The sequence below is a fragment of the Pseudidiomarina taiwanensis genome, from assembly GCF_003987435.1.
Taxonomy (GTDB): domain Bacteria; phylum Pseudomonadota; class Gammaproteobacteria; order Enterobacterales; family Alteromonadaceae; genus Pseudidiomarina; species Pseudidiomarina taiwanensis.
Map to the genome: position 1 here is coordinate 136,919 of NZ_PIQG01000002.1, position 21,532 is coordinate 158,450.

Sequence of the window (21,532 nt, forward strand, 5' to 3'; positions counted from 1 at the left end):
ATGATTCGCATTTGCACTAAAGTATACCCACTCCCAAATGAGAATCAATATCATTCTAATTATTTTTTTAATATAATCCCTGCAAACAGGTTAGAGGTAGTCGTTATGCACACTATTTTGCGTTCAACCATCATCGCTATCAGCGCCGTTGCCACACTCGGATTGAGTGCCTATCAGGCTCAAGCGAGCGAAGTAAATGTCTACTCAGCGCGCAAAGAAAATCTAATTAAACCCCTACTCGAGCGCTTTACCGAGCAAACCGGTATTGAAGTCAATTTGTTGACAGGTAATGGCGATGCGTTATTGATGCGTTTACAAAACGAAGGCCGTAACACTCCTGCCGACTTATTCCTGACAGTTGATGCCGGCAACCTTCATCGCGCCGCAACTGCGGGTGTATTTCAACCGCTTTCGGCAACCGTTACTGAGCAAGTGCCGAGTAACTTGGTTGGTGTAGATAATAGCTGGGTCGGTTTAAGTTTACGCGCGCGGCCTATTTTTTATGCAGCAGATCGGGTCGATCCAAGCACCTTAACTGGCTATGAAAGCTTAACGGACAGCCACTGGCATAAAAATGTTTGTATTCGTTCGTCAGATAATATTTACAACCAGTCGCTTACTGCCGCATTAATTGCCCATTGGGGTCAAGAAAAAACCGAAACTTGGGCGCAAGGATTAGTGGCTAACCTCGCAAAACCTCCAGTCGGTGGCGACCGCGACCAGATCAAAGCTGTTGCAGCCGGTGTTTGCGACCTTGCCGTTGCGAACACCTATTACCTCGGTATTATGGAGGGCTCAGATGACCCAGCTGAGCGTGAGGCTGCAAGTAAAGTGAAAATTTTCTGGCCCAATCAAGATGAGCAAGGCACCCATATTAATGTATCGGGTATCGGCCTGACCAAGCACGCCAAAAATAAAGCCGCCGCAGAGCAACTTATTCGCTTCTTGTTATCGAGTGATGCTCAGCAGTGGTATGCCGCAACCAACAATGAATATCCTGCAGTGAGTTCAGTCACTTGGAGCGAACGCCTGCAAAACTGGGGCACCTTTAAAATGGATGAATTGCCAATGGTCGTGCTCGGTGAGAACAACGCTGAAGCGGTTAAATTAATGAACCGCGCAGGCTGGCGTTAATGCAAAGAGGGCGTCAAGCCAGTTTAATCATCGCGGCACTGCTTATCGGCGTGCCGCTTTTCGTTGTCTTGGGTGTGACCCTAGGCGATAGCCTCAGCGGCGACCACGCCACCCTTAGCCATCTTTGGCAAACCGTTATTCCTGAATACATCAGTCATAGCCTGCTGCTTATGTTCGGTGTCGCCACGGGGGTAATAAGCATCGGGGTAACCACTGCCTGGCTCACTACCAGTTGCCGCTTTCCGGGGCAGCAACTGTTAAGTTGGGCCTTGCTGCTACCGTTAGCAATGCCCGCATATATCACAGCTTACACCTATACCGGCATGCTCGACTTCGCAGGCCCAGTACAAAGCCTAATTCGTGACCTGAGCGGATGGGGTTACGGTGATTATTGGTTCCCGCAAATTCGTAGCCTCGGTGGCGCCATATTAATGTTGAGCTTGGTGCTCTACCCCTATGTCTATTTGATTAGTCGCGCGGCCTTTTTACAACAATCCGCCACCACCCTAGAAGCTGGTCGCAGTCTTGGGCTTACCCCATGGCAGTGCTTCTTCCGCTTGGCGTTACCACTTGCCCGCCCTGCGATTGTTACCGGAGCCACTTTAGCGCTAATGGAAACCCTTGCCGATTACGGTACGGTGCAGTATTTCGGTGTGACCACCTTTACTACTGGAATTTTCCGCACCTGGTATGGTCTTGGCGACTTAAATGGCGCGATTCAATTAGCCGGGATGTTGTTATTGGCGGTGATTGCTTTGATTCTGATCGAGCGCTGGTCACGGCGCCAAGCCCGCTATGATCAGGCTCGTCAACGCCCCGCTGAGGCGTTCCAACTGCGCGGCGGTAAAGCTTGGTTAGCCGCAATCGTCTGTTGGTTGCCGCTGGCTCTTGGCTTTATTTTGCCGGCCCTGCAACTGGCCGCGTGGTCCATAGAACGTGCCGAAATTTGGACCCAAGCAAGCTTTTGGGAAATTACCTGGAATAGCTTCGCGCTAGCATTTATCGCGGCATTGATCGTAGTGAGTATTGCCCTCTGGTTAGCCTACGGGCGGCGCCAACTCCCGACTGCGGCAGTTCGCATCAGTGTGCAATTTGCGGGGCTAGGCTATGCCATTCCCGGCCTTGTCATCGCGGTAGGATTGTTGCTACCCCTCACGCAAGTAGACCATCTGCTGATTGCAGCCAGTGAACGTTGGTTCAATTACAACCCAGGATTACTGCTGACCGGGACGCTATTTAGTTTATTGTTTGCTTACACGGTCCGTTTTTTAAGTGTGTCGCTGCAAACCATTCAAGCGGGCTTGAGTGAGATTCGTCCAAGTATGGATGAAGCCGCGCAAATTCAGGGCTATCGGCCGCTGCAAATTTTGCGTCGTATTCATATTCCGCTGTTGCGCCCAAGCGTACTCACGGCACTTATATTAGTTGGGGTCGACGTTCTGAAAGAACTCCCCGCGACTCTGGTGTTACGCCCATTTGACTTTAATACTCTGGCAGTGCGTGCCTATGAAATGGCGGGCGACGAGCGTCTCGCTGATGCCGGGCCACCCGCCTTGATGATGGTCCTAGTCGGCCTTATTCCGGTTATTTTATTATCGCGGGCCATGGTAAAATCGCAGCATCAACCCCATAAGGAGCAGGAATTTGTCACGCCTAGAGCTTGATCAGGTTGCCGTCACAATCGCCCAAAACCCAATTGTTCGGGGCGTTTCGCTCACCCTTGAGAATGGTGAGATCGGCTGTTTGCTCGGTCCAAGTGGCTGCGGCAAAACCACTCTGTTACGCGCAATTGCGGGCTTCCAAGCCTTGCAGCAAGGGCGTATTAAGATCGGTGACGACTGGGCCTCAAGCGTCAGCCGCAGCACCCCTCCAGAGCAACGTGGGGTGGGGATGGTATTCCAAGATTTTGCGCTGTTCCCGCACCTGAATGTGGCGGACAACATCAGTTTTGGCATGCGCCGCGCCAGCACTGCCGAACGCGAACAACGTGTTGCCGAACTGCTACAACGTATTGGCCTACCCGGCTATCAGCAACGTTATCCTCACGAGCTTTCAGGTGGCCAACAGCAACGCATCGCATTGGCCCGCGCGTTAGCTCCGCGTCCGCAACTGCTGTTGCTCGACGAACCTTTCTCCAGCCTTGATGCGGAACTGCGCGAGACCCTTGCTCTCGAAGTGAGACAATTACTCAAGCAAGAGGGCATCACCGCACTCTTGGTCACGCATGACCAACAGGAAGCGTTTGCGCTCGCCGACCGTGCTGGGGTGATGTATCAGGGTGAATTATTACAATGGGATACGCCATACCAGCTCTACCATCAGCCGCGCCACCAGTTGGTCGCTGACTTCATAGGGCATGGCGTATTGCTGCAAGGAACGGTCACTGCAGCCAATCAATTAGCCTCGCCACTTGGCATGCTCGAACATCCAGCCCTGGAACCGATTCCGGCAGGCACGATTGTGAGTTTCCTCGTACGGCCGGATGATTTGGTGGTCGACCCGAGCAGTCGCCTGCGTGGCGTGATCAAGTCGCGTGGTTTTCGTGGTGCCCACAACCTCTATACCATTGCCTTAAGTTCTGAAGTTGAAATTCTCACCTTGAGTCCATCCCATGAGCAGCTTGAGGTTGGTACTGAAATTGGCCTGCGCCCAGAGTTTGATCACCTGGTAGTATTCGCTGCCGACCATTGTGAGCTGCCCGGTTTTGCAACCGGACACCCAGAATTCAGTTTGGACCAGCTACCAGAACCGCAGCCGCCGCAGCAGTAAGAATTCGATCACAGTAATCACTGCTAAAATACCGCAGAAGATCCAAAAGGCATCGGCATGATCGACACCCGGCATGCCGCCAATATTAATCCCAAACAAACCGGTTAAAAAACTGACTGGTAAGAAAATTCCGGCGATCATCGAGAGCCAATAGGTATTGCGATTCATTTTTTCCGCAACTTCCTGTTGTAGATGTTCGCGCAACATCCACACCTGCTCTAACAACATATCAAGCTGTTCAAGAATCCGATGCGCAGTATCACGCTCATTTTGTAGCCACTGTTTCTCATCTTCGCCAAACCATTTGTCGGCGTCACTGATGAGACGCTCGAGTGCAGTAACTTGCGGACGCACAAATCGCGTCAGCCGCAGCATGCGGCGATGTAATTTGGTCAATTGACTTTGCCGCGCAGAGGTCGAGCCCGTATTGTCATCCTCTAACTGCTCCATTTGCGCTTCGATTTGGTCTAATAACTCTTCTAGGCGATTGTTCATTTCGGCGATAATGGTGACCAATAAATCCTGGTTGGAAATCGGTCCATCGTGTTGCGCCAAGCGCTCACGAATCAATGAAATTGACTTAATCGCTCGTTTTCGAAACGAATATAACACCCCGTCATGGAATAAAATGCGCAAGCTCACCATATCTTCAGGGCGACTACCTTCAGTCAAATTCACCCCGCGCAAAATCAGCATAAAGCCGCTATGGGTCCGCTCAAACCGAGGCCGAGTGTCTTCGGCAAGCATTGCCTCACTCAGTGGTTCTGGCACGCCCGCATTAAGCAGCCACTCCGCTAATCCGCGCTCGGCACGATGTAAGTGATACCAATGGCCAGCCTGGGGAGGTTGCGGTTCAGTTAATGCAACTGCTGGGGTCTGATTAAAATCCCATGCCGCGATCATAAAGTCGGGTGCTTGTGCCGTCATAGCTTATCCTGCTTATCCACGAATCCTAATACAGTGTAGTAAAACCCTGAATTGTTTCCCAAGTAAAGCAATTTATCGTTACAATATCCGCTCATTAAATCGGTTTAAGTGAGTCATTATGTTGTTAGCGATTACTGCGGTTGTTGTCGGATTGCTGATTTTGGTCTGGAGTGCCGACCGCTTCGTCGACGGGGCTGCTGCCACCGCTCAGCATTTGGGGATCCCCAGTTTGCTGATCGGTATGGTGGTAATCGGCTTCGGTACCAGTGCACCCGAGCTGGTCGTCTCCGCTTTTGCCTCAGCACAAGGTAATCCCGGTCTTGCTCTGGGAAATGCATTTGGCTCAAACATTACCAACATCGCACTGATTATCGGCTTAACCGCCCTGCTTGCACCAATTGCTGTCGCCAGCCAAGTACTCAAGCGCGAAATGCCTATTCTATTGGCCATCACCTTAGCGATGCTGTGGCCTCTTTACGATGGCATCATCACGCGTCTTGAAGCCGTCGTCATGCTGTTGGTATTTTTTGCTTACATGGGCTGGAGTATTTTTGAAGGCATGCGCGGCGAAGCTGATGAGCTCTCTGGTGAGTTTGAAGAAGAACTCAAAGCGCATCAGATGCCCCTTAAAACCGCACTGATTTGGCTGGTCGTTGGGATTATCCTGCTGATCATAAGCTCACGTATTTTAGTCTGGGGCGCGATTCACATTGCCAGTAGCTTAGGCGTCAGTGATTTAGTCATTGGCCTCACCGTAGTGGCAATCGGGACATCGCTGCCTGAACTCGCCTCAGCACTTGCGGCTGTGAAAAAACAAGAACACGACATGGCGCTAGGTAATGTGATCGGTTCGAACTTATTTAATACCCTAGCCGTAGTAGGTTTAGCCGGAAGCATTCATGCGATTGAGTTGGAGCCGCTGGTTATCTCGCGTGACTGGGTCGCCATGGTTGGCTTCACCTTCCTGCTTGCGGTTTTTGGCTTCCGCATCGGCCGTGCGAACCGAATTAACCGGGTGCATGGTGCGCTCTTGCTGCTCGGCTATATCGGCTATACTTGGTATCTCATTGCAACAGGATTCTTAGCATGATGACCACTGCCCAACAAAGTTTTGCGACTCGGCTCGGCTTCGCCGGATTGCTGCCATTTCTGCTGCTTGCCTGTGCAGCCTTGCTCGATATTTATGGCCGGATAGCAGTCACTTGGTTTATCTATTACAGCGCTATTATTATTAGTTTTATCGCCGGCATTCAGTGGGGCTTAGTGATGCAAAGCGATGCTGCAGATAACAACCGTAGACTGGGTTGGTGTATGGTTCCGCCGGTCATCGCCTGGGCCTTAGTGGCAGCGGGAGAATGGTGGAGCTATGTCGCCGTCACCGCAGGCCTGGCATTACTGCATCTTTTTTGGCTCAACTATGAACGTCGCCATTATCAAGCGCACCCTTGGTATCTCGAGTTGCGTAGCAAACTGACCTTTACCGTGGTGGCATTACACGTCATTATTGCTGTGACAAAAATTTAACTGAGCACAAGGCGTAGCCCATATGGAATCAATTTGGCAAGCAATCAAAGATAGTTTTAGTTGGCTCGGTAGTGAATGGTTCACCTTAGGAGAAACCGCACTTACCTATGCCGATGTGCTGCGCTTTCTCGTCATTCTAGTGGTCAGTTATATTGTCTCACGACTCGTTCAAAAAGCGATTCAACGCTTCTCACAATACAAGAACAATATTTCGACGTCCTCCGCCTACGCATTAAAACGCATCAGTCATTACATCATTATGTTGGTGGGCTTTTTAATGGCAGTTGCCAGTATCGGCATTGACCTGACTAAGTTTGCCATTTTTGCCAGTGCACTCGGTATCGGTATCGGTTTTGGTCTACAAAACCTGATCAGTAATTTCACCTCAGGGATTATCCTGCTGTTCGACAAAACCCTGAAAGTGGGCGACTTCGTTGAGTTGGAATCAGGGGTTACGGGTGAAGTTAAAGAAATCAGCATCCGTAGCACCATCATTACCACCAACGATAATATCGATATTGTGGTGCCAAACTCTGAGTTTGTCAGCGGGCGCGTCACCAACTGGACCATGCGCGATACCTATCGACGCATTAAAGTGCCGTTTGGGGTTGCCTATGGCACCGACAAAGAACTGGTCCGCAAAGCCGTACTAGAAGCTGCGCAACGCGTTCCACATACCTTAACCGATGCTAGCCATCGACCACCACAAGTGTGGCTGGTTGAATTTGGTGACAGTGCCTTGATATTCGAATTAGTCGTGTGGCTAAGGCCCGAAGCAGTCAATCGTCCCGGCGCCGTGCAAGCCGCGTTTTTGTGGGAAATTCACACCTCACTGCAAGAGTATGATATCGAAATTCCTTTCCCGCAGCGTGATTTGCATATTCGCAGTTGGGACAGTGAAGCTGCGCCACCTGTGGCTCGCAAAGTCAGTAAGCCAGCCAACAAAAAAGTGGCACAAAAGCGCCCTGATAACGACGCCGCCGACGAGCTCTAGCGCTCGCTTAGGCGGCTCGCCAATTCATCAATACAGCTTGGGTCATCAATAGTCGATGGCACCACCACTTGCTCGCCATCGGCCAATTGCCGTAATACCCGCCGTAAAATCTTGCCCGAACGTGTTTTCGGTAACCGTGGGACCACTAACACTTCACGCAAACAGGCAACTGCACCAATGTCATTGCGCACGCGCTGTACCAGTCGTGCTGCTAAATCCTCATCACTGACCGTGGTACCATCTTTGGTGATCACCAAACCAAGCGGAACCTGACCACGCAGCTCATCTTGAATGCCAATCACGGCACACTCAGCAACAGCCTCATCCATCGCTAGAATTTCTTCCATTTCCCCGGTCGATAAACGATGTCCAGCGACATTAATTACATCATCGGTACGGCCCATAATAAACACATAGCCATCATCGTCTTTATAGCCGCCATCACCGCTGCTGTAATATCCCGGGTATTCAGTCAAATAGCCCTTTTCAAAGCGCTCTTGATTACCCCAGATAGTCGTCAAGCAACCCGGCGGTAGGGGCAATTTAATCGCCACCGCACCTTGTTGATTGGGCTCAACCGGTTCGCCCTCTGGATTCAAAATTTGGACGTCATAGCCAGGTACGGGCAGGGTCGCACTACCGGGTTTAATCGGATACTCAGTCAGTCCAACTGGGTTCGCAGCAATCGCCCAACCCGTTTCGGTCTGCCACCAATGGTCATAAACTGGCTTACCCGTTACCGCCTGCGTCCACTCTAAGGTGGGTGGATCAAGACGCTCACCGGCCATATAGATACGCTTGAGCTGAGATAGATCATGCCCTGCCATCAATTTAGCAGTTGGATCTTCTTTTTTAATGGCCCGAAATGCGGTCGGTGCGCTAAACAGCACGCTCACTTGGTAATCCGCACAAATTCGCCAAAATGCACTGGCATCGGGTGTTCTGACCGGTTTACCTTCGAATAAAATGGTTGTTGCACCACGAATCAAAGGGCCATAAACAATATAAGAGTGGCCCACCACCCAACCCACATCACTCGCGGTAAACATCACTTCACCGGGTTGAATTCCGTAGACCAAGCCCATCGAATAGTTCAATGCAACGGCGTAGCCACCGGTATCACGCACCACCCCTTTCGGGGTGCCGGTAGTTCCCGAGGTATACAGGATATAAAGTGGATCAGTGGCAGTCATGGTAGTGCATTCGGCAGGAGTCACATCACCTAGCGCCGCTGCCCAATCGAGATCCCGCGGCGCCTGTAACTCAGCAATTACTTCAGGGCGTTGCCAAACAATCACATTGTCGGTCTCATGCCGTGCTTGTTTCAGCGCTTCATCAACAAGCGGTTTGTACGGGATCACTTTGCTCACTTCAATACCACACGAAGCCGTAATAATGAGCTTTGGCTTAGCATCGTCAATGCGCACCGCAAGTTCATGCGGGGCGAAACCACCAAATACGACCGAGTGAATGGCACCGAGCCGAGCACAGGCAAGCATCGCAATCGCGGCTTGCGGGATCATCGGCATATAAATCACCACCCGATCGCCCTTCTTCACATGCTGTTTCTTCAGCAGCCCGGCAAAGCGTGCAACCTCTTCTTTCAACTGACGGTAGGTATAGGTTTGCTTTTGACCGCTAACTGGCGAGTCATAAATAAGTGCGGTCTGCTCACCACGGCCATTATCCACATGATAATCAAGTGCCAAATAAGCGAGGTTCAACTCACCATCAGCAAACCAGTTTGCAGTACCATTTGCTTGCAGCTGACAGGCCGAGGTTGGGGCTTTAAACCAATGTAATTGCTGCGCCTGCTGCAACCAAAACCGCTCGCGATTCTGTAACGACGATTCATATTCATGAGGATACCGCATGCTCCACCTTCCTTGCTTTTCATTCAATATCGCTACTCTAGCTCGCGCCACAAACTTTACCCATTCGACCATGGTCGCAAGTTGACTTCCCGCACCAATTTCCATGAGATGCCGAGCGATTTCAGGAGAGGTGTCCGAGTGGCTGCAGGAGCACGCCTGGAAAGTGTGTATACGTTAATAGCGTATCGAGGATTCGACAAAACGGCAGGATAGCCGTTTTGCACAGCGCAACGCGCTGCCCGCAGGGCGAGGGCCATGGATGGCCCGAGTGAATCCCCGCCACCGCAACAAATTCCGCTATTTCAAAGCCCCCGCATTGACTGAATTTTGCCTTTGCACTAGTATACGCCCCTCTTACGGAGAGGTGTCCGAGTGGCTGAAGGAGCACGCCTGGAAAGTGTGTATACGTTAATAGCGTATCGAGGGTTCGAATCCCTCTCTCTCCGCCAGATACAAAAAAAGCCGCCCTAGGGCGGCTTTTTTTGTATCTGTTGGTGCGAGCGGATTTGATAAGAACCCTTCGGTTCGACCAAACGGCAGGATAGCCGTTTGGCACAGCGCAACGCGCTGCCCAGAGGGCGAAGGCCATGGATGGCCTGAGTGAATCCCGACCCGCTAGTACACACCGAAAACCGCCCATTGGGCGGTTTTTTTGTATCTCCTGGCGCAAGCAAATTTAATAAAAACCCTACGGCGTCACAATATTAAATAAGCCATCAGGCTTATCGAGCAGCCCCAAAAATGTCAATACATCGAGTTCACTGCCGGTGATTTCCAACTCTTCACTGAATAAAGTGTCACTGACTCCCGCATCACCAACTAAAATATCGACCAAAAGCGGCAAGGTGACGGCTATCTCGGCATCAGCCAGCGTATCAGCATCAACTTGTCGATGATGGAGCACGGAGTTTTTTACTGTCAGCAAATAATGCTCGTTCAAATCAGTCAAACTCACCTTGATACGTAACTCTTCATCAGCTGCTTTCTCAGCATTCAAGCGCACCGCCATCGACGTGAAGAAGTTTTCGACGTCAGTATCTAGCAAAATATCTTTCATCGCCCTCGGTTCGATACCAACACTCGGCTTGCCATTACGTAGTTCGTTGGCGGCACTCAAATAGACCCCACGCCAAGGCGCTGCTTCCGCCTGGTAACCAAGCTGATCATAAACCTTGGCTAACAAGGCCTTCGCTGGGGCGTGGCTCGGATCAGCATAAACCGCATGGTTGAGCAATTCAGCTAACCATCTGTAGGTTGCATTTGCGGCATTCACATCAGTTTGGTTGGCCTGTTCAAATTGAGCGGTTGCAGCAATTACTACAGCATCGATTCCCCCCATCATTTCGATATAGCGCTTGGCCACATCAGTCTCTGGCAGTGGGTGTAACTGGGCGGGGTTGGCGTTGTACCAGCCCAAATAAAACTGATAGACCGCTTTAGCATTATGTTGAATGGTGCCGTAGTAACCCTGATTGTGGAATGCCTGCATCAGCGTTTCCGGCAGTTCTATGGTATTGGCTATTTCGTTCGCAGTGTAGCCATGATTGATCATTCGCACCGTTTGATCATGAATAAACTTGTAGGTATCGCGCTGTTGCTCCAAAAACTCATTGATCTGCGCTTGCCCCCACAGCGGCCAGTGATGGCTTGCAAAGTAAACTTCAGCAGCGCTAAAGCGTTGGCGTGCCTCATCGATATAGCGCGACCAAAGCAGCGCATCTCGTACTTTGGCACCGCGCAAGGTATAGAGATTATGCAGATTACGACTCACTAATTCAGCGCCACAAAATGCTTTATGCTCGGGTAGGTAAAAGGTGAACTCGCTTGGTGCTTCCGAGCCTGAAACCAATTGAAAGATAAAAGGCACACCAGCAATGGTTTGCTCAGTATTGTGCTCATCAATTAACTCAGTCGGACGTTGATAGCTAAAAGACCCAAATGCGGGTTGCTTGCCCAAGCCGTTGCCAATATGAGCTCTTGGGTCAACCATAAGTTCTTTACCGTACATATACCCCGCTCTGCGCCCCATTGCAGCGCCAGCAATAATATTTTCACTGGTCGCCTCATGATCAAATCCAGCGGGTGCAATCACCCTAAGTTCCGCCAACTCTTGCGCAGATAAATGTTGTAAAATGCCCTCCACACCGCCGAAGTGGTCAATGTGGCTATGGGTGAAAATAATCGCTTTGACGGGTTGTTTTCCTAACTGCGCCTGAGCAAATAAAAATGCCCGACTGGCAGTTTCTGTTACGGTCAAAGGGTCAACAATAATCCAGCCTGTTTCGCCCTCAATAATCGTCATATTGGCTAAATCATAGCCTCGCAGTTGATAAACGCCCGAGGTCACCTCAAACAAGCCATGAATGTTGTTCAAAGCAGCTTGTCGCCAGAGGCTTGGATTAACACTAGCAGGCGCATTTTCGCCCTCGGCATCAATGAAATCATAGGCATTCATATCCCAAATTACGCTGCCCTGCTTATCGAAAATGCGTAAATCAGATTCTTGCGCGAGTAAGCCTTTGCGAGCTAAGGTAAAGTCGCTGCGGTCGGCAAATGGCCGCTGTGCTAGCAGCGCTTGATTGGCTTTAATCGTGGCAGGAGTGGCGGCGGTGTGGCCCGCTGCATTTGCATCAGCTTCATAGTCAAGCGAATCACTACAGCCGCTAAGTAAGCCAGCAAGAGCGCAACAGTAAAGCAGATAAAAAATACGGTTTATTATCTTCATTTTGAGATGTTACCCAGCTTAAACGACAGATAACTTAAGCTAGCACAAGCACTGATATCGGCGCCATCGAATTACGCATGCCACTTTAAGTTCGACCAAAGCACAATTCTTTGCGTTACCCGAGCGATCTTTTTGCCGCTATTTATGCTAAAAACTATAGACCTGATTCAGATTCAGCAAAGGATGTCCCCATGAAAACAACCATCATTGCCGCGACACTTACTCTCGCGACTTGCTTTAGCGCCACCGTTAGCAGCGTTGCTCATAGCGCCGACCGCATCACTGGCCACCACTTCGCCACCCGTTCTGAAGCGATGGCGCCGAATGCCATGGCGGCCACCAGCCAACCTCTCGCCACACAAGTTGCACTCGATATCATGCAAGCAGGCGGCAACGCAGTCGATGCCGCGATTGCCGCCAACGCCGTGCTCGGTCTGGTAGAACCCACCGGAAATGGTATCGGCGGCGATTTATTTGCCATTGTTTGGGATGCGAAAACTGAGCGACTGTATGGCCTCAATGCCTCGGGACGGTCACCGAAGAATCTTACGCTAGACTATTTCCTTGAAAACGGTCACGACAAAATCCCAGCCTATGGCGTATTGCCTATTTCAGTACCCGGCGCTGTAGATGGCTGGTTCGAATTACATGAAAAATTTGGCCAGTTACCAATGGAACAAGTACTTGCCCCAGCTATTGAATATGCTGAGCAAGGCTTTCCAGTCACCGAGCTGATTGCCTACTATCTTGAGCGTAGCGGCCGTTTCTTAAACAAACAACCCGGCTTTAGCGAAGTCTTTATGCCAGACGGCGAGATGCCGAAAAAAGGCGAACGCTTCCGTAACCCTGATTTGGCCAATACCTATCGCACGCTTGCCGAGCAAGGCCGTGATGCCTTCTATAAAGGTGATATCGCGCGCACCATGGCCGACTTTGTCCAAGAGCATGGCGGCTTCTTATCTTACGAAGATTTAGCCAGCCATACATCGACCTGGGTTGACCCTGTATCGACCAACTATCGTGGTTACGATTTATGGGAACTGCCACCTAATACTCAGGGTATCGCCGCTCAGCAAATTCTAAATATTCTCGAAAACTACGATATCGCCAGCATGGGTTTTGATAGCGCGGAGTATATTCACCTGTTCGTCGAAGCGAAAAAACTAGCCTTCGAAGACCGCGCGAAATATTACTCAGACCCTGACTTTAACGATGTACCGGTAACCGGCTTGCTCGATAAAGAGTATGCCAAAGAGCGCGCAAAACTCATCAATATGGAGCGCGCTGGACGTTCTTATGAGCCAGGCAACCCGCCAACTGAAGGCGATACCATTTATCTCACCACCGCCGATAAAGATGGCACTATGGTGTCACTGATTCAAAGTAACTTCCGTGGTATGGGCTCAGGTGTGACGCCAACAGGACTTGGTTTTGTGTTGCAAAATCGCGGCGAACTCTTTGCCCTCGACCCTAACCATAACAACGTCTTTGAACCGGGTAAACGACCTTTCCATACCATTATTCCGGCGTTTGTCACCAAAGATGGCAAGCCGTTGATGAGCTATGGTGTTATGGGCGGTGCAACACAGCCGCAAATGCATGCCCAAATCCTGATCAACATGATTGATTTTGGTATGAACTTACAAGAAGCCGGGGACGCCCCGCGGATCTTACATACGGGTTCAAGTCAGCCAACGGGTGAAGCGATGACAGATGGCGGCTACATCAGCCTCGAAAATGGCTTCTCGGCTGAAACTCGACGCGAACTCATCAAGATGGGACACACCCTGCGCGAAGCCGTTGGACCGTTTGGTGGCTATCAAGCCATCTGGCGTAACCATGAAGAAGAAGTCTACTACGGTGCCTCTGAAAGCCGTAAAGACGGACATGCGGCAGGCTACTAAAACATGCAAAAACGGGTCTTATTTATTGGCTACGGCGATATTGCCCAACGCACCGCTGCACGTTTAAGTGCTGCGGGCTTTTCCTGTTGGGGACTATGTCGCCAACCCGACAATAAGCCCCTAGTCGCTGGCGTTGAGCTTATTGCAGGGGATGCCTGCAATGAGGTGGATCTGCGCCAAGCGCTTGCCCTAGAGCCCGACTATATTGTCATTACCCTAACCCCTGCGCGACAACCTGAAGACGACCCTGGCGAACGCTACCATCAGGGCTATGTGGTGCCTTGTCGTCATCTGCAACACCTGTTAAGCCACGCAACAGATCAGCACAAGCCACAGGTTTTTTATGTTTCAAGCACTTCAGTTTATGGCGTAGATGATGGCCGCTGGCTTGATGAGAGCAGTCCCGCAGTGCCAAATTCAGCAACGGGACAAGCGCTTTTGCAAGCCGAGCAAGTGATCGCCAGTATTCCGCAAAGCTGCACGATTTTGCGCTGCTCGGGTATTTACGGACCGGGGCGTGAAATGGCGCGCCGCTTGCTTGAACAGGGTCGCGTGACCCTCACTCCAGCTTGGACCAATCGCATTCATGCCGATGATGTAGCAGGCTTTATTACGCACTTGGTTCAGCATCCACCCGCCTATCCACTGTATATAGTCAGCGATAACCAGCCCGTACAACAAGCTGATTTTTATCGTTACTTAGCACAACTCAATGGGCTTGCGGTTGAGGGTTTAGCAGAGACTCAGGTGATTGGACCGCGCGGCAGCAAACGGCTCGATAATAGCCGCCTGCGCAGCAGCGGCTATCAACTTCGTTACGCGACCTATCAAAGCGGTGGCTACTCGGCGAACAGCTCGGCGGAAGCGGACTAGGCTTTAAAGTTCAGCATCCGATCAAGAGGTTTCAGCGCTCGCTGAGCCAGCTCAGGGTCGACAAAAATCTCATGGGCTTTACCACCATGCTCAAGCGCATCTGCAATCGCGACTAAGCCATTCATTGCCATCCACGGGCAATGCGCACAGCTGCGACAGGTTGCTCCATTACCCGCCGTTGGCGCTTCAATAAAGTGCTTATCCGGCGAGGCTTGTTGCATCTTATAGAAGATGCCGCGGTCGGTGGCGACAATAAAGGTTTTATTCGGTAGAGTCTGCGATGCTTTTAACAGTTGCGAGGTTGACCCCACCGCATCTGCTAAGTCCACAATAGCCGCGGGTGACTCGGGGTGGACCAAAATAGCCGCTTCTGGATAGACCGCTTTGAGGTCTTCAAGAGCTTTGGTTTTAAACTCATCGTGGACGATACAAGCGCCCTGCCACATCAGCATATCGGCGCCAGTCTGTTTGGCAATATAGGCACCGAGGTGCTTATCCGGTCCCCATAGAATCTTTTCACCTTGCGCATCTAAGTGGTCAACAAGTTCAAGCGCAATACTCGACGTCACCACCCAATCGGCGCGCGCTTTCACCGCTGCAGAGGTATTCGCATACACAACGACGGTGCGATCAGGATGTTGGTCACAAAATGCCGCAAATTCATCGGCAGGACAACCGAGGTCCAAGGAACAGGTTGCTTCAAGAGTCGGCATCAGCACGCGCTTGTTAGGGGTTAATATTTTTGCGGTTTCGCCCATGAACTTCACCCCGGCGACAATTAGCGTCTCGGCCTCATGCTGCGCCCCAAAACGCGCCATTTCTAGTGAGTCGGCAACACAACCGCCGGTCTCTTCAGCCAACGCCTGAATTTCAGGGTCGGTATAGTAATGCGCCACCAACACGGCATTTTTGGCTTTCAGCAGTGCTTTGATCCGGTCTTTATACGCTACCTTTTCGGCATCATTTAACGGCTTAGGTTTAGCTGGAAATTCAAAATCGTACTGCCCAACCAAACGTGCTTGAATCTCTGCAGTTGTGTTCATCGCTATGGCTCAGTTACTCGCTAGTGAATGCATCTATTATAGAGCATTTGAATACGCTGAAACAGGCTAAGAAGATCGTGGTGGGTCGTGCAGGATTCGAACCTGCGACCAATTGATTAAAAGTCAACTGCTCTACCAACTGAGCTAACGACCCATGATCGTGGAAGTGCTCGAAGAAAAGTGGTGGGTCGTGCAGGATTCGAACCTGCGACCAATTGATTAAAAGTCAACTGCTCTACCAACTGAGCTAACGACCCAATCTCTTCGCGTTACAAGGATGTGTTGCAACGGCGGCATAGTTTACTGAAAAAGCGCCGCGTTGCAACTGTATTTTTGCTTATTTGACCCGATTGCTCAATTTGCGAACACTTAGAGTTCAGCAAGGCGCTTTTGCGCTAAACTGGCTTCGGTGCTATCGCCATATTCGCTCAACACTTGCTGATAAAACGCACGGGCTGATTGAGGTTGCTTCTGCTCTTGCGCAATAATCCCAAGCTTCAAGATGCTATCTGCGCGCTTGTTGCTGTCAGGATACTGCTCCATTACCATGGCAAACTCTTGCTTGGCCTCATCAAATTGACCGTCCGCAAACAACAACTGACCGAGCCAATAATGCGCATTCGGTGCATAAGTCGAGTTCGGGAAACGCTCAATAAACTGGCGAAAAGCCGGGATTGCGGCATCATAACGCTTATCTTCCAAAACCAACTTAATCGCTTGGTCGTAAGCGTCATTCTCGTTTAGATCAGCCGAATATGTCGGGCTTGTAGTGCCGGCACTGACCATACCCGCATTGTCCACCGGGACAGTGACGGCTGGGGTCGGTGTCGCCGCTAAGCGACGATCGATCTCTTGATAGATCTCACGCTGCCGTAACATCACTTGCTCAAGCTGATAAGCATGCTCTTCGGTTTTCCCACGCAACAGCGCAACTTCGTCCTGCAACGCAGTCAGTTGCTCTAACAACGCCATTTGCGCTTTATTACGGGCATCCATCACCCGCTCTAGCTGACTAAGCCGTTGTTCGAGAGTGAGTTGCGAAGTGCTTGAGCTACCGCCCAGACGCTCAACCGGTGCCTGCGCATAGGCAGCACCGGTGAGCATAAGAGCACTTAGGAGAAGTGTTCTAGTTTGCATAAGGCTAGATTAGTAAACCAATACGCCGCGACGATTTTTCGCGTATGCATCGGCGTTTGAGCCACGCACCATTGGTTTTTCTTCACCAAATGAGACAGTGGTGATTTGTGAGCTGCTTACGCCTAAGTTTTGCAAGTATTGTGCAACGGCTTTAGCGCGACGCTCACCCAAAGCGATGTTGTACTCAGGTGTACCACGCTCGTCACAGTGACCTTCGATAGTTACGGTCACAGTTGGGTTTTGCACCAAGAATTCAGCATGTGCTGCGAGCACTTGTGCATACTCAGAAGTAATGCGTGAATCGTCAAACGCGAAGAACACCATGTTTTCTTGGCGAAGTTCAGCAAACTGCTCTTGACGAATTTCTTCAGGAGTTTTGGTCCGCTCAACTGCGTCGATTTCAACGCCGCTGCCTTGCGTGCTGTCTTCAACCTGTTGATTGGTTTGCTGACCAGTTGCTTGCGAAGCGTCATCACTTGACGTACAAGCTGCCAAGGTCAACATTGGAAAAGCGATCAACAGCGTTTTCAATAATTTTTGTGCGTTCATGTCCGCGTTCCTTAATTGTAACGATTAAAACAAATTATGAATTCATCTTACTAGCGTAAAAACGGTGACCAAGCTGGTGACTTCACCTCGCCCTGCCGAGCTGGCAAGCGCGCCTTGAAGCGACCATCGACCGATACCAGCGCTAGCACCTGCTGGTTGTTATGGGTGGTACTATAAATCACCATACTGCCATTTGGCGCCAAACTAGGCGACTCATCGAGCGCTGTTTGAGTTAACACCTGCAAGGCTCCGTTCGGATAATCTTGCTTGGCAATATGGTAGTTCCCTTGGGTTCGATTTACCATCACCACTTGTTGGCCATCTGGGGTATAGGTCCCACCAAGGTTTTGTTCACCCTGAAAGGTTAACCGTCGAACCTGACCTGAATCTAAATTTACGCTATATAGCTGCGGTCTGCCACCCCTTTCTGACGTAAAAATCAGCGCTTTACCGTCCGGTGACCAACTTGGCTCGGTATCAATCGCATGATGATTAGTCACCCGTTGCAAACGCTTGTTCGCAACCTCCATCAAATAAATCTCAGGATTACCATCTTTTGACAGCACCATGGCCAGCTTTTTCCCATCCGGCGACCATACTGGGCTGCTGTTAATGCCTTCAAACGATGTCAGCTTATCGCGCCGTTTGGTGTAAATGTCTTGACTGAAAATTTCCGGCCGGCCGTTTTCAAAACTCACATAGGCCAGTTTATTCCCATCTGGCGACCATGAAGGTGACATCAATGGCTCCGGAGAACGCAACAAAACTTGCTCGTTATAGCCGTCATAATCGGCCACCACCAGCTCGTATGGCTTTTCTTGCTCGTAATTCACCGTAACATAAGCAATTCGGGTCATAAATGCACCCCGCTGCCCCGTTAAGGTTTCGTAAAAAACATCTGAAATGCGATGCGCGTACTGACGGAACTGATCGCCCCCAATCACACTGGTCCGGGCATCGAGAATATGATCTTGGGCAGTCACTAACTGGCCATTCCGGAGTACCTGAGTGCCACCGGTGATTTGCCCACGCAACACATCAATAATCTCAAATGAAACCGTGTAGCGGTCGAGTGAATAGGGTTCTATCGTCCCTACCAACACCGCCTCAACTCCGAGGCTTGCCCAGCGTGCATAATCGATTTCGCTCGAGTTTGAAGGACGCTGCGGCATAGCCTGCACGGGAATTGGATTAAACTTCCCGCTACGCATCAAGTCGGCAGAAATGACTTGCGTGAGCCCTTCTGGTGCCTCACCGTCGCCTAACCAGCGGAACGGCACCACCGCAATTGGACGTGCACTGTCCATACCACCGGTAATGACGATCTCAAGCGCAGCTTTCGCGGTTTGCTGCGCCAGCGCCAGGGTTAAACTCGCGGTTAGTACAATTATCCAGAGTCTTTTTGTCATAGTTACATCTTCTCAAACATTTAAAATTCTGGAGCAAATGTCAGCTTTATCACGCTCATTTGCTCATAAACTTCGCGATCTTCTGAGACCGGTAAAGTGCCCGCTCGCAATACTGCAGTTTGCGCAGCATTACATACAGCAGTATCACCACTGCCAGTGGTCACTGACTTCACAAAGCCGCTCGGTGATAAACTAATGGTCAGCTCACACTGTTTACCACGCATCGATTCATCACGATTGAAGTTGCGCTGAATCGTCTGTTGAATCAGAACGGTATAGCGATCCAGCTCTGATTGAATCTGTTGCATCCGCGCAGTCCGACGAGCTGCAGCTTCTTGTGCCAGGCGTTCTTGCAACTGGCGTTCACGCTCAGCTTTCTCGCGCGCTTCACGTTCCCGCTGTTGACGCTCACGTTCTAAGCGCTCGCGCTCTTCTGCCGCTTTACGGGCGGCTTCTTCTTCCCGCTTGCGCTTTTCTTCCGCAGCTTTAGCAGCCGCTTCTGCTTCGCGTTTTTCACGCTCGATACGCTCTCGCTCTGCTTTTGCTGCTGCTTGCTCTTGCGCCAAACGCTTGCGCTCAGCTTCTTGCTGCGCTGCCAGTTCACGTTGCTTGCGTTGCTCCGCTTCACGCTGGCGCTTGGCTTCTTCGGCGCGCCGTTCAAGTTCTCTTATGCGGCGTTCCTCAGCAGCCTTGCGCTCGGCTTCAGCCTGCTGGATTGCTGCGATCTGCGCATCAACTTGCGCTTGGTCAAAGGTAACCGCTTCGACCACTTCACTGTCTTGTGGCATTTCGTCGAGTGGTGCCTCAGGGTTGTTTAAACTCACCTGTAAGACTTGTTTCGGCTTGGTCAATGAAGAAAAGTTTAAGCCTGCCAACAACACGGTCACCAACACCACGTGTAGCGCTAGCGATAACCCTAGCGGAACCGTAATCTCGCGCGACCATTTAAAGTGTAGCTTAGGCATGCTTAATCCTGCTCCGTTACCGCTGAACTATCGGTCATCAGCCCCACCTGCGGCACACCCGCGCGCTGTAACAATACCATCAGTTGTACCACCTGATTATACGATACCGCACCATCCCCTTTCACCACAATCGGACGCTCAGGGTCAAGTTGTAGCTCTGCCGCGATCCGCACCGCCAAATCTTGTGCACTCAGTGGTTGGTTAGGGCGCTCATAAGTACTTAAATAATAGCGACCATCGCGATCCACACTGGCAACAACAGGCGGCTTCGACTCTGGCGATAGCGGTTCAGCCGAAGCCTTCGGCAAGTCCACTTTAACCCCTTGGCTAATCAGTGGTGCGGTGACCATAAAGATGATCAACAAGACCAGCATGACATCGATGTAAGGTACGACATTAATTTCCGAAACCGGCTTACGTCGCCGGCGTTGGATTCCCATCATCATGCGCTTTCAGCCTTCTGCTCTTTCGCTTCTTTACTACTTTGACGCTGCAAAATAGCAAGTAACTCATCCATAAAGTTCTGATACTGGTTGTCGACTTTTTCCACCTGATGGGCAAACCGATTGTAGGCAATAACCGCAGGAATCGCGGCAAACAGGCCCATGGCTGTCGCGATCAATGCCTCGGCAATGCCCGGTGCAACCATAGCCAGGGTGGCTTGCTGAACCGCGCCAAGCCCTATAAATGCGTTCATGATTCCCCACACGGTGCCAAATAAGCCGACGTATGGGCTAATCGAACCTATGGTGGCCAGCCAAGAAAGATTTTGCTCAAGCTTGTCGAGTTGGCGTGAGTGCACCACTCGCATAGCGCGATACGAAGCTTCCAATACCTGCTGCTGAGCTAATCCGGGACGACCATGCAAGCGCGCGAATTCTTTAAAACCGGCATGAAATATTTTTTCGATACCACTGGCATTATTAGCCCGAGCGGCGACCTCTTGATAAAGCCGCGCAAGATCAACTCCAGACCAGAAGCGGTCTTCGAACTGGAGTGTTTGTTGGCCTGCTTGTTGGATAATTTTGCGGCGCTGAAAAATAATCATCCAGCCAATCACTGAGAATGCCAAGAGCATTAACATCACTAACTGAACTACAAAACTCGCTTCGAGTATTAACGCAGTGATCGACATATCAGCTTGTTGCACGCTTGAGTTCCTCTACTATTGCTGCTGGCATGGGGATCGGTTTCACCCCACCTGCCGGTTGGTTAAAATCGACGCAGGCGGCCTTGACCGTTGCCCGACAAATCATCTCACCTTCTGCGTTTTCAATCCACTGACTGAACACCACCGAGGCCCGTTTCAATTGTTCGACCGCAACCGCAACGCGCAGTTCAGCATTAAATCGCGCAGGCTGTCGCAAATCGAGCTCCACATGTCGCACCACAAAGCCAATCCCTTGCTCGAGCCAGCCATCCTGCTCAACCCCGAGCGACCGCAGCCACTCAGTTCGCGCTCGCTCGAGAAACTTTAAATAATTAGCGTAATACACAATGCCACCGGCGTCGGTATCTTCATAGTAGACCCGCAACGGCCAATAAAAGACATTTTGTGGTATTTTCATTTTAGACCTGATTATTTTTTGTTCAGAGAATTTTTTATTCAACAAGTTGCCGAGAAAATTAATAATTCCTTGTTTTTATTGGTCTATTTTGGTCTGACCAATTTTTTTTAGGTTAATTTTTAACCTTTACATATTTT

The 21,532-nt window shown here is 50.7% G+C and carries 19 protein-coding genes and 3 tRNA genes; 9 read left to right on the forward strand and 13 right to left on the reverse strand.

The window, feature by feature from the left end; translation table 11 throughout:
• Positions 1-105: 105 nt before the first annotated feature.
• From CWI83_RS04560 to CWI83_RS04570, 3 genes are read left to right on the forward strand one after another with little or no spacing between them, the layout of a single operon-like run.
• Positions 106-1,134, forward strand: a complete 1,029-nt coding sequence (locus CWI83_RS04560) for a Fe(3+) ABC transporter substrate-binding protein (protein ID WP_126826368.1) — start codon at positions 106-108, stop codon at positions 1,132-1,134.
• The gene (locus CWI83_RS04565; RefSeq protein ID WP_126826371.1) at positions 1,134-2,798 is read left to right on the forward strand and encodes an ABC transporter permease; all 1,665 of its coding nucleotides are present in this window, start codon (positions 1,134-1,136) and stop codon (positions 2,796-2,798) included. The genes CWI83_RS04560 and CWI83_RS04565 overlap by 1 nt, the downstream gene beginning before the upstream one ends.
• Complete coding sequence (locus CWI83_RS04570; protein ID WP_126826374.1) at positions 2,779-3,903, forward strand: ABC transporter ATP-binding protein; 1,125 nt, start codon at positions 2,779-2,781, stop codon at positions 3,901-3,903. The genes CWI83_RS04565 and CWI83_RS04570 overlap by 20 nt, the downstream gene beginning before the upstream one ends.
• Here the strand turns inward: CWI83_RS04570 and CWI83_RS04575 are convergent.
• A complete protein-coding gene (locus CWI83_RS04575) occupies positions 3,874-4,830 on the reverse strand; it encodes a zinc transporter ZntB (protein WP_126826377.1) in 957 nt (318 codons plus the stop codon). The genes CWI83_RS04570 and CWI83_RS04575 overlap by 30 nt on opposite strands.
• Positions 4,831-4,948: 118 nt before the next feature.
• Between CWI83_RS04575 and CWI83_RS04580 the strand changes: the two genes are divergently transcribed.
• From CWI83_RS04580 to CWI83_RS04590, 3 genes are read left to right on the forward strand one after another with little or no spacing between them, the layout of a single operon-like run.
• Positions 4,949-5,920, forward strand: a complete 972-nt coding sequence (locus tag CWI83_RS04580) for a calcium/sodium antiporter (RefSeq protein WP_126826380.1) — start codon at positions 4,949-4,951, stop codon at positions 5,918-5,920.
• The gene (locus CWI83_RS04585) at positions 5,917-6,354 is read left to right on the forward strand and encodes a DUF3429 domain-containing protein (RefSeq protein WP_126826383.1); all 438 of its coding nucleotides are present in this window, start codon (positions 5,917-5,919) and stop codon (positions 6,352-6,354) included. Before CWI83_RS04580 ends, CWI83_RS04585 begins: the two co-directional genes overlap by 4 nt.
• Before the next feature lie 22 nt (positions 6,355-6,376).
• Entirely contained in the window at positions 6,377-7,348 is a 972-nt protein-coding gene (locus tag CWI83_RS04590; RefSeq protein WP_126826386.1) for a mechanosensitive ion channel family protein, read from the forward strand.
• On the opposite strand, the gene CWI83_RS04595 is transcribed toward CWI83_RS04590, so the two are convergent.
• The gene (locus CWI83_RS04595; protein WP_126826389.1) at positions 7,345-9,222 is read right to left on the reverse strand and encodes an acetate--CoA ligase; all 1,878 of its coding nucleotides are present in this window, start codon (positions 9,220-9,222) and stop codon (positions 7,345-7,347) included. The genes CWI83_RS04590 and CWI83_RS04595 overlap by 4 nt on opposite strands.
• Before the next feature lie 358 nt (positions 9,223-9,580).
• Here CWI83_RS04595 and CWI83_RS04600 point away from each other — a divergent pair.
• Positions 9,581-9,671, forward strand: a tRNA-Ser gene (locus CWI83_RS04600).
• Positions 9,672-9,910: 239 nt separating this feature from the next.
• Here the strand turns inward: CWI83_RS04600 and CWI83_RS04605 are convergent.
• Complete coding sequence (locus CWI83_RS04605; RefSeq protein WP_126826392.1) at positions 9,911-11,947, reverse strand: alkyl/aryl-sulfatase; 2,037 nt, start codon at positions 11,945-11,947, stop codon at positions 9,911-9,913.
• 191 nt (positions 11,948-12,138) lie between these two features.
• Between CWI83_RS04605 and ggt the strand changes: the two genes are divergently transcribed.
• Positions 12,139-13,851, forward strand: coding sequence for a gamma-glutamyltransferase (gene ggt, locus CWI83_RS04610; RefSeq protein WP_126826395.1), 1,713 nt, complete (start codon positions 12,139-12,141; stop codon positions 13,849-13,851).
• A 3-nt stretch (positions 13,852-13,854) separates the two neighbouring features.
• Positions 13,855-14,724 (forward strand): NAD-dependent epimerase/dehydratase family protein, encoded by an 870-nt coding sequence (locus CWI83_RS04615; protein WP_126826398.1) that lies wholly within the window; start codon positions 13,855-13,857, stop codon positions 14,722-14,724.
• Here CWI83_RS04615 and nadA read toward each other — a convergent pair.
• The 10 genes from nadA to ybgC form a co-directional block, all read right to left on the reverse strand.
• A complete protein-coding gene (gene nadA, locus CWI83_RS04620) occupies positions 14,721-15,767 on the reverse strand; it encodes a quinolinate synthase NadA (RefSeq protein WP_126826401.1) in 1,047 nt (348 codons plus the stop codon). The two genes, CWI83_RS04615 and nadA, sit on opposite strands and share 4 nt — an antisense overlap.
• A gap of 78 nt (positions 15,768-15,845) precedes the next feature.
• Positions 15,846-15,921 (reverse strand) — tRNA-Lys (locus CWI83_RS04625).
• Between the two features lie 27 nt (positions 15,922-15,948).
• Positions 15,949-16,024: transfer RNA gene (locus CWI83_RS04630), tRNA-Lys, on the reverse strand.
• A gap of 112 nt (positions 16,025-16,136) precedes the next feature.
• Positions 16,137-16,871, reverse strand: a complete 735-nt coding sequence (ybgF, locus tag CWI83_RS04635) for a tol-pal system protein YbgF (protein WP_241969869.1) — start codon at positions 16,869-16,871, stop codon at positions 16,137-16,139.
• 42 nt (positions 16,872-16,913) lie between these two features.
• The gene (pal, locus tag CWI83_RS04640; RefSeq protein ID WP_126826406.1) at positions 16,914-17,453 is read right to left on the reverse strand and encodes a peptidoglycan-associated lipoprotein Pal; all 540 of its coding nucleotides are present in this window, start codon (positions 17,451-17,453) and stop codon (positions 16,914-16,916) included.
• A gap of 50 nt (positions 17,454-17,503) precedes the next feature.
• The gene (gene tolB, locus CWI83_RS04645) at positions 17,504-18,862 is read right to left on the reverse strand and encodes a Tol-Pal system beta propeller repeat protein TolB (RefSeq protein ID WP_126826409.1); all 1,359 of its coding nucleotides are present in this window, start codon (positions 18,860-18,862) and stop codon (positions 17,504-17,506) included.
• Between the two features lie 20 nt (positions 18,863-18,882).
• Positions 18,883-19,827 carry a cell envelope integrity protein TolA gene (gene tolA, locus CWI83_RS04650; RefSeq protein ID WP_126826412.1) on the reverse strand — a complete coding sequence of 315 codons (945 nt, stop codon included), beginning with the start codon at positions 19,825-19,827 and terminating at the stop codon, positions 18,883-18,885.
• A 2-nt stretch (positions 19,828-19,829) separates the two neighbouring features.
• Positions 19,830-20,270 (reverse strand): protein TolR, encoded by a 441-nt coding sequence (gene tolR / locus CWI83_RS04655; protein WP_126827401.1) that lies wholly within the window; start codon positions 20,268-20,270, stop codon positions 19,830-19,832.
• Positions 20,270-20,962 (reverse strand): protein TolQ, encoded by a 693-nt coding sequence (gene tolQ, locus CWI83_RS04660; protein WP_126827403.1) that lies wholly within the window; start codon positions 20,960-20,962, stop codon positions 20,270-20,272. The genes tolR and tolQ overlap by 1 nt, the downstream gene beginning before the upstream one ends.
• 1 nt (position 20,963) lies before the next feature.
• Complete coding sequence (ybgC, locus tag CWI83_RS04665; protein WP_126826414.1) at positions 20,964-21,395, reverse strand: tol-pal system-associated acyl-CoA thioesterase; 432 nt, start codon at positions 21,393-21,395, stop codon at positions 20,964-20,966.
• Between the last annotated feature and the right edge of the window lie 137 nt (positions 21,396-21,532).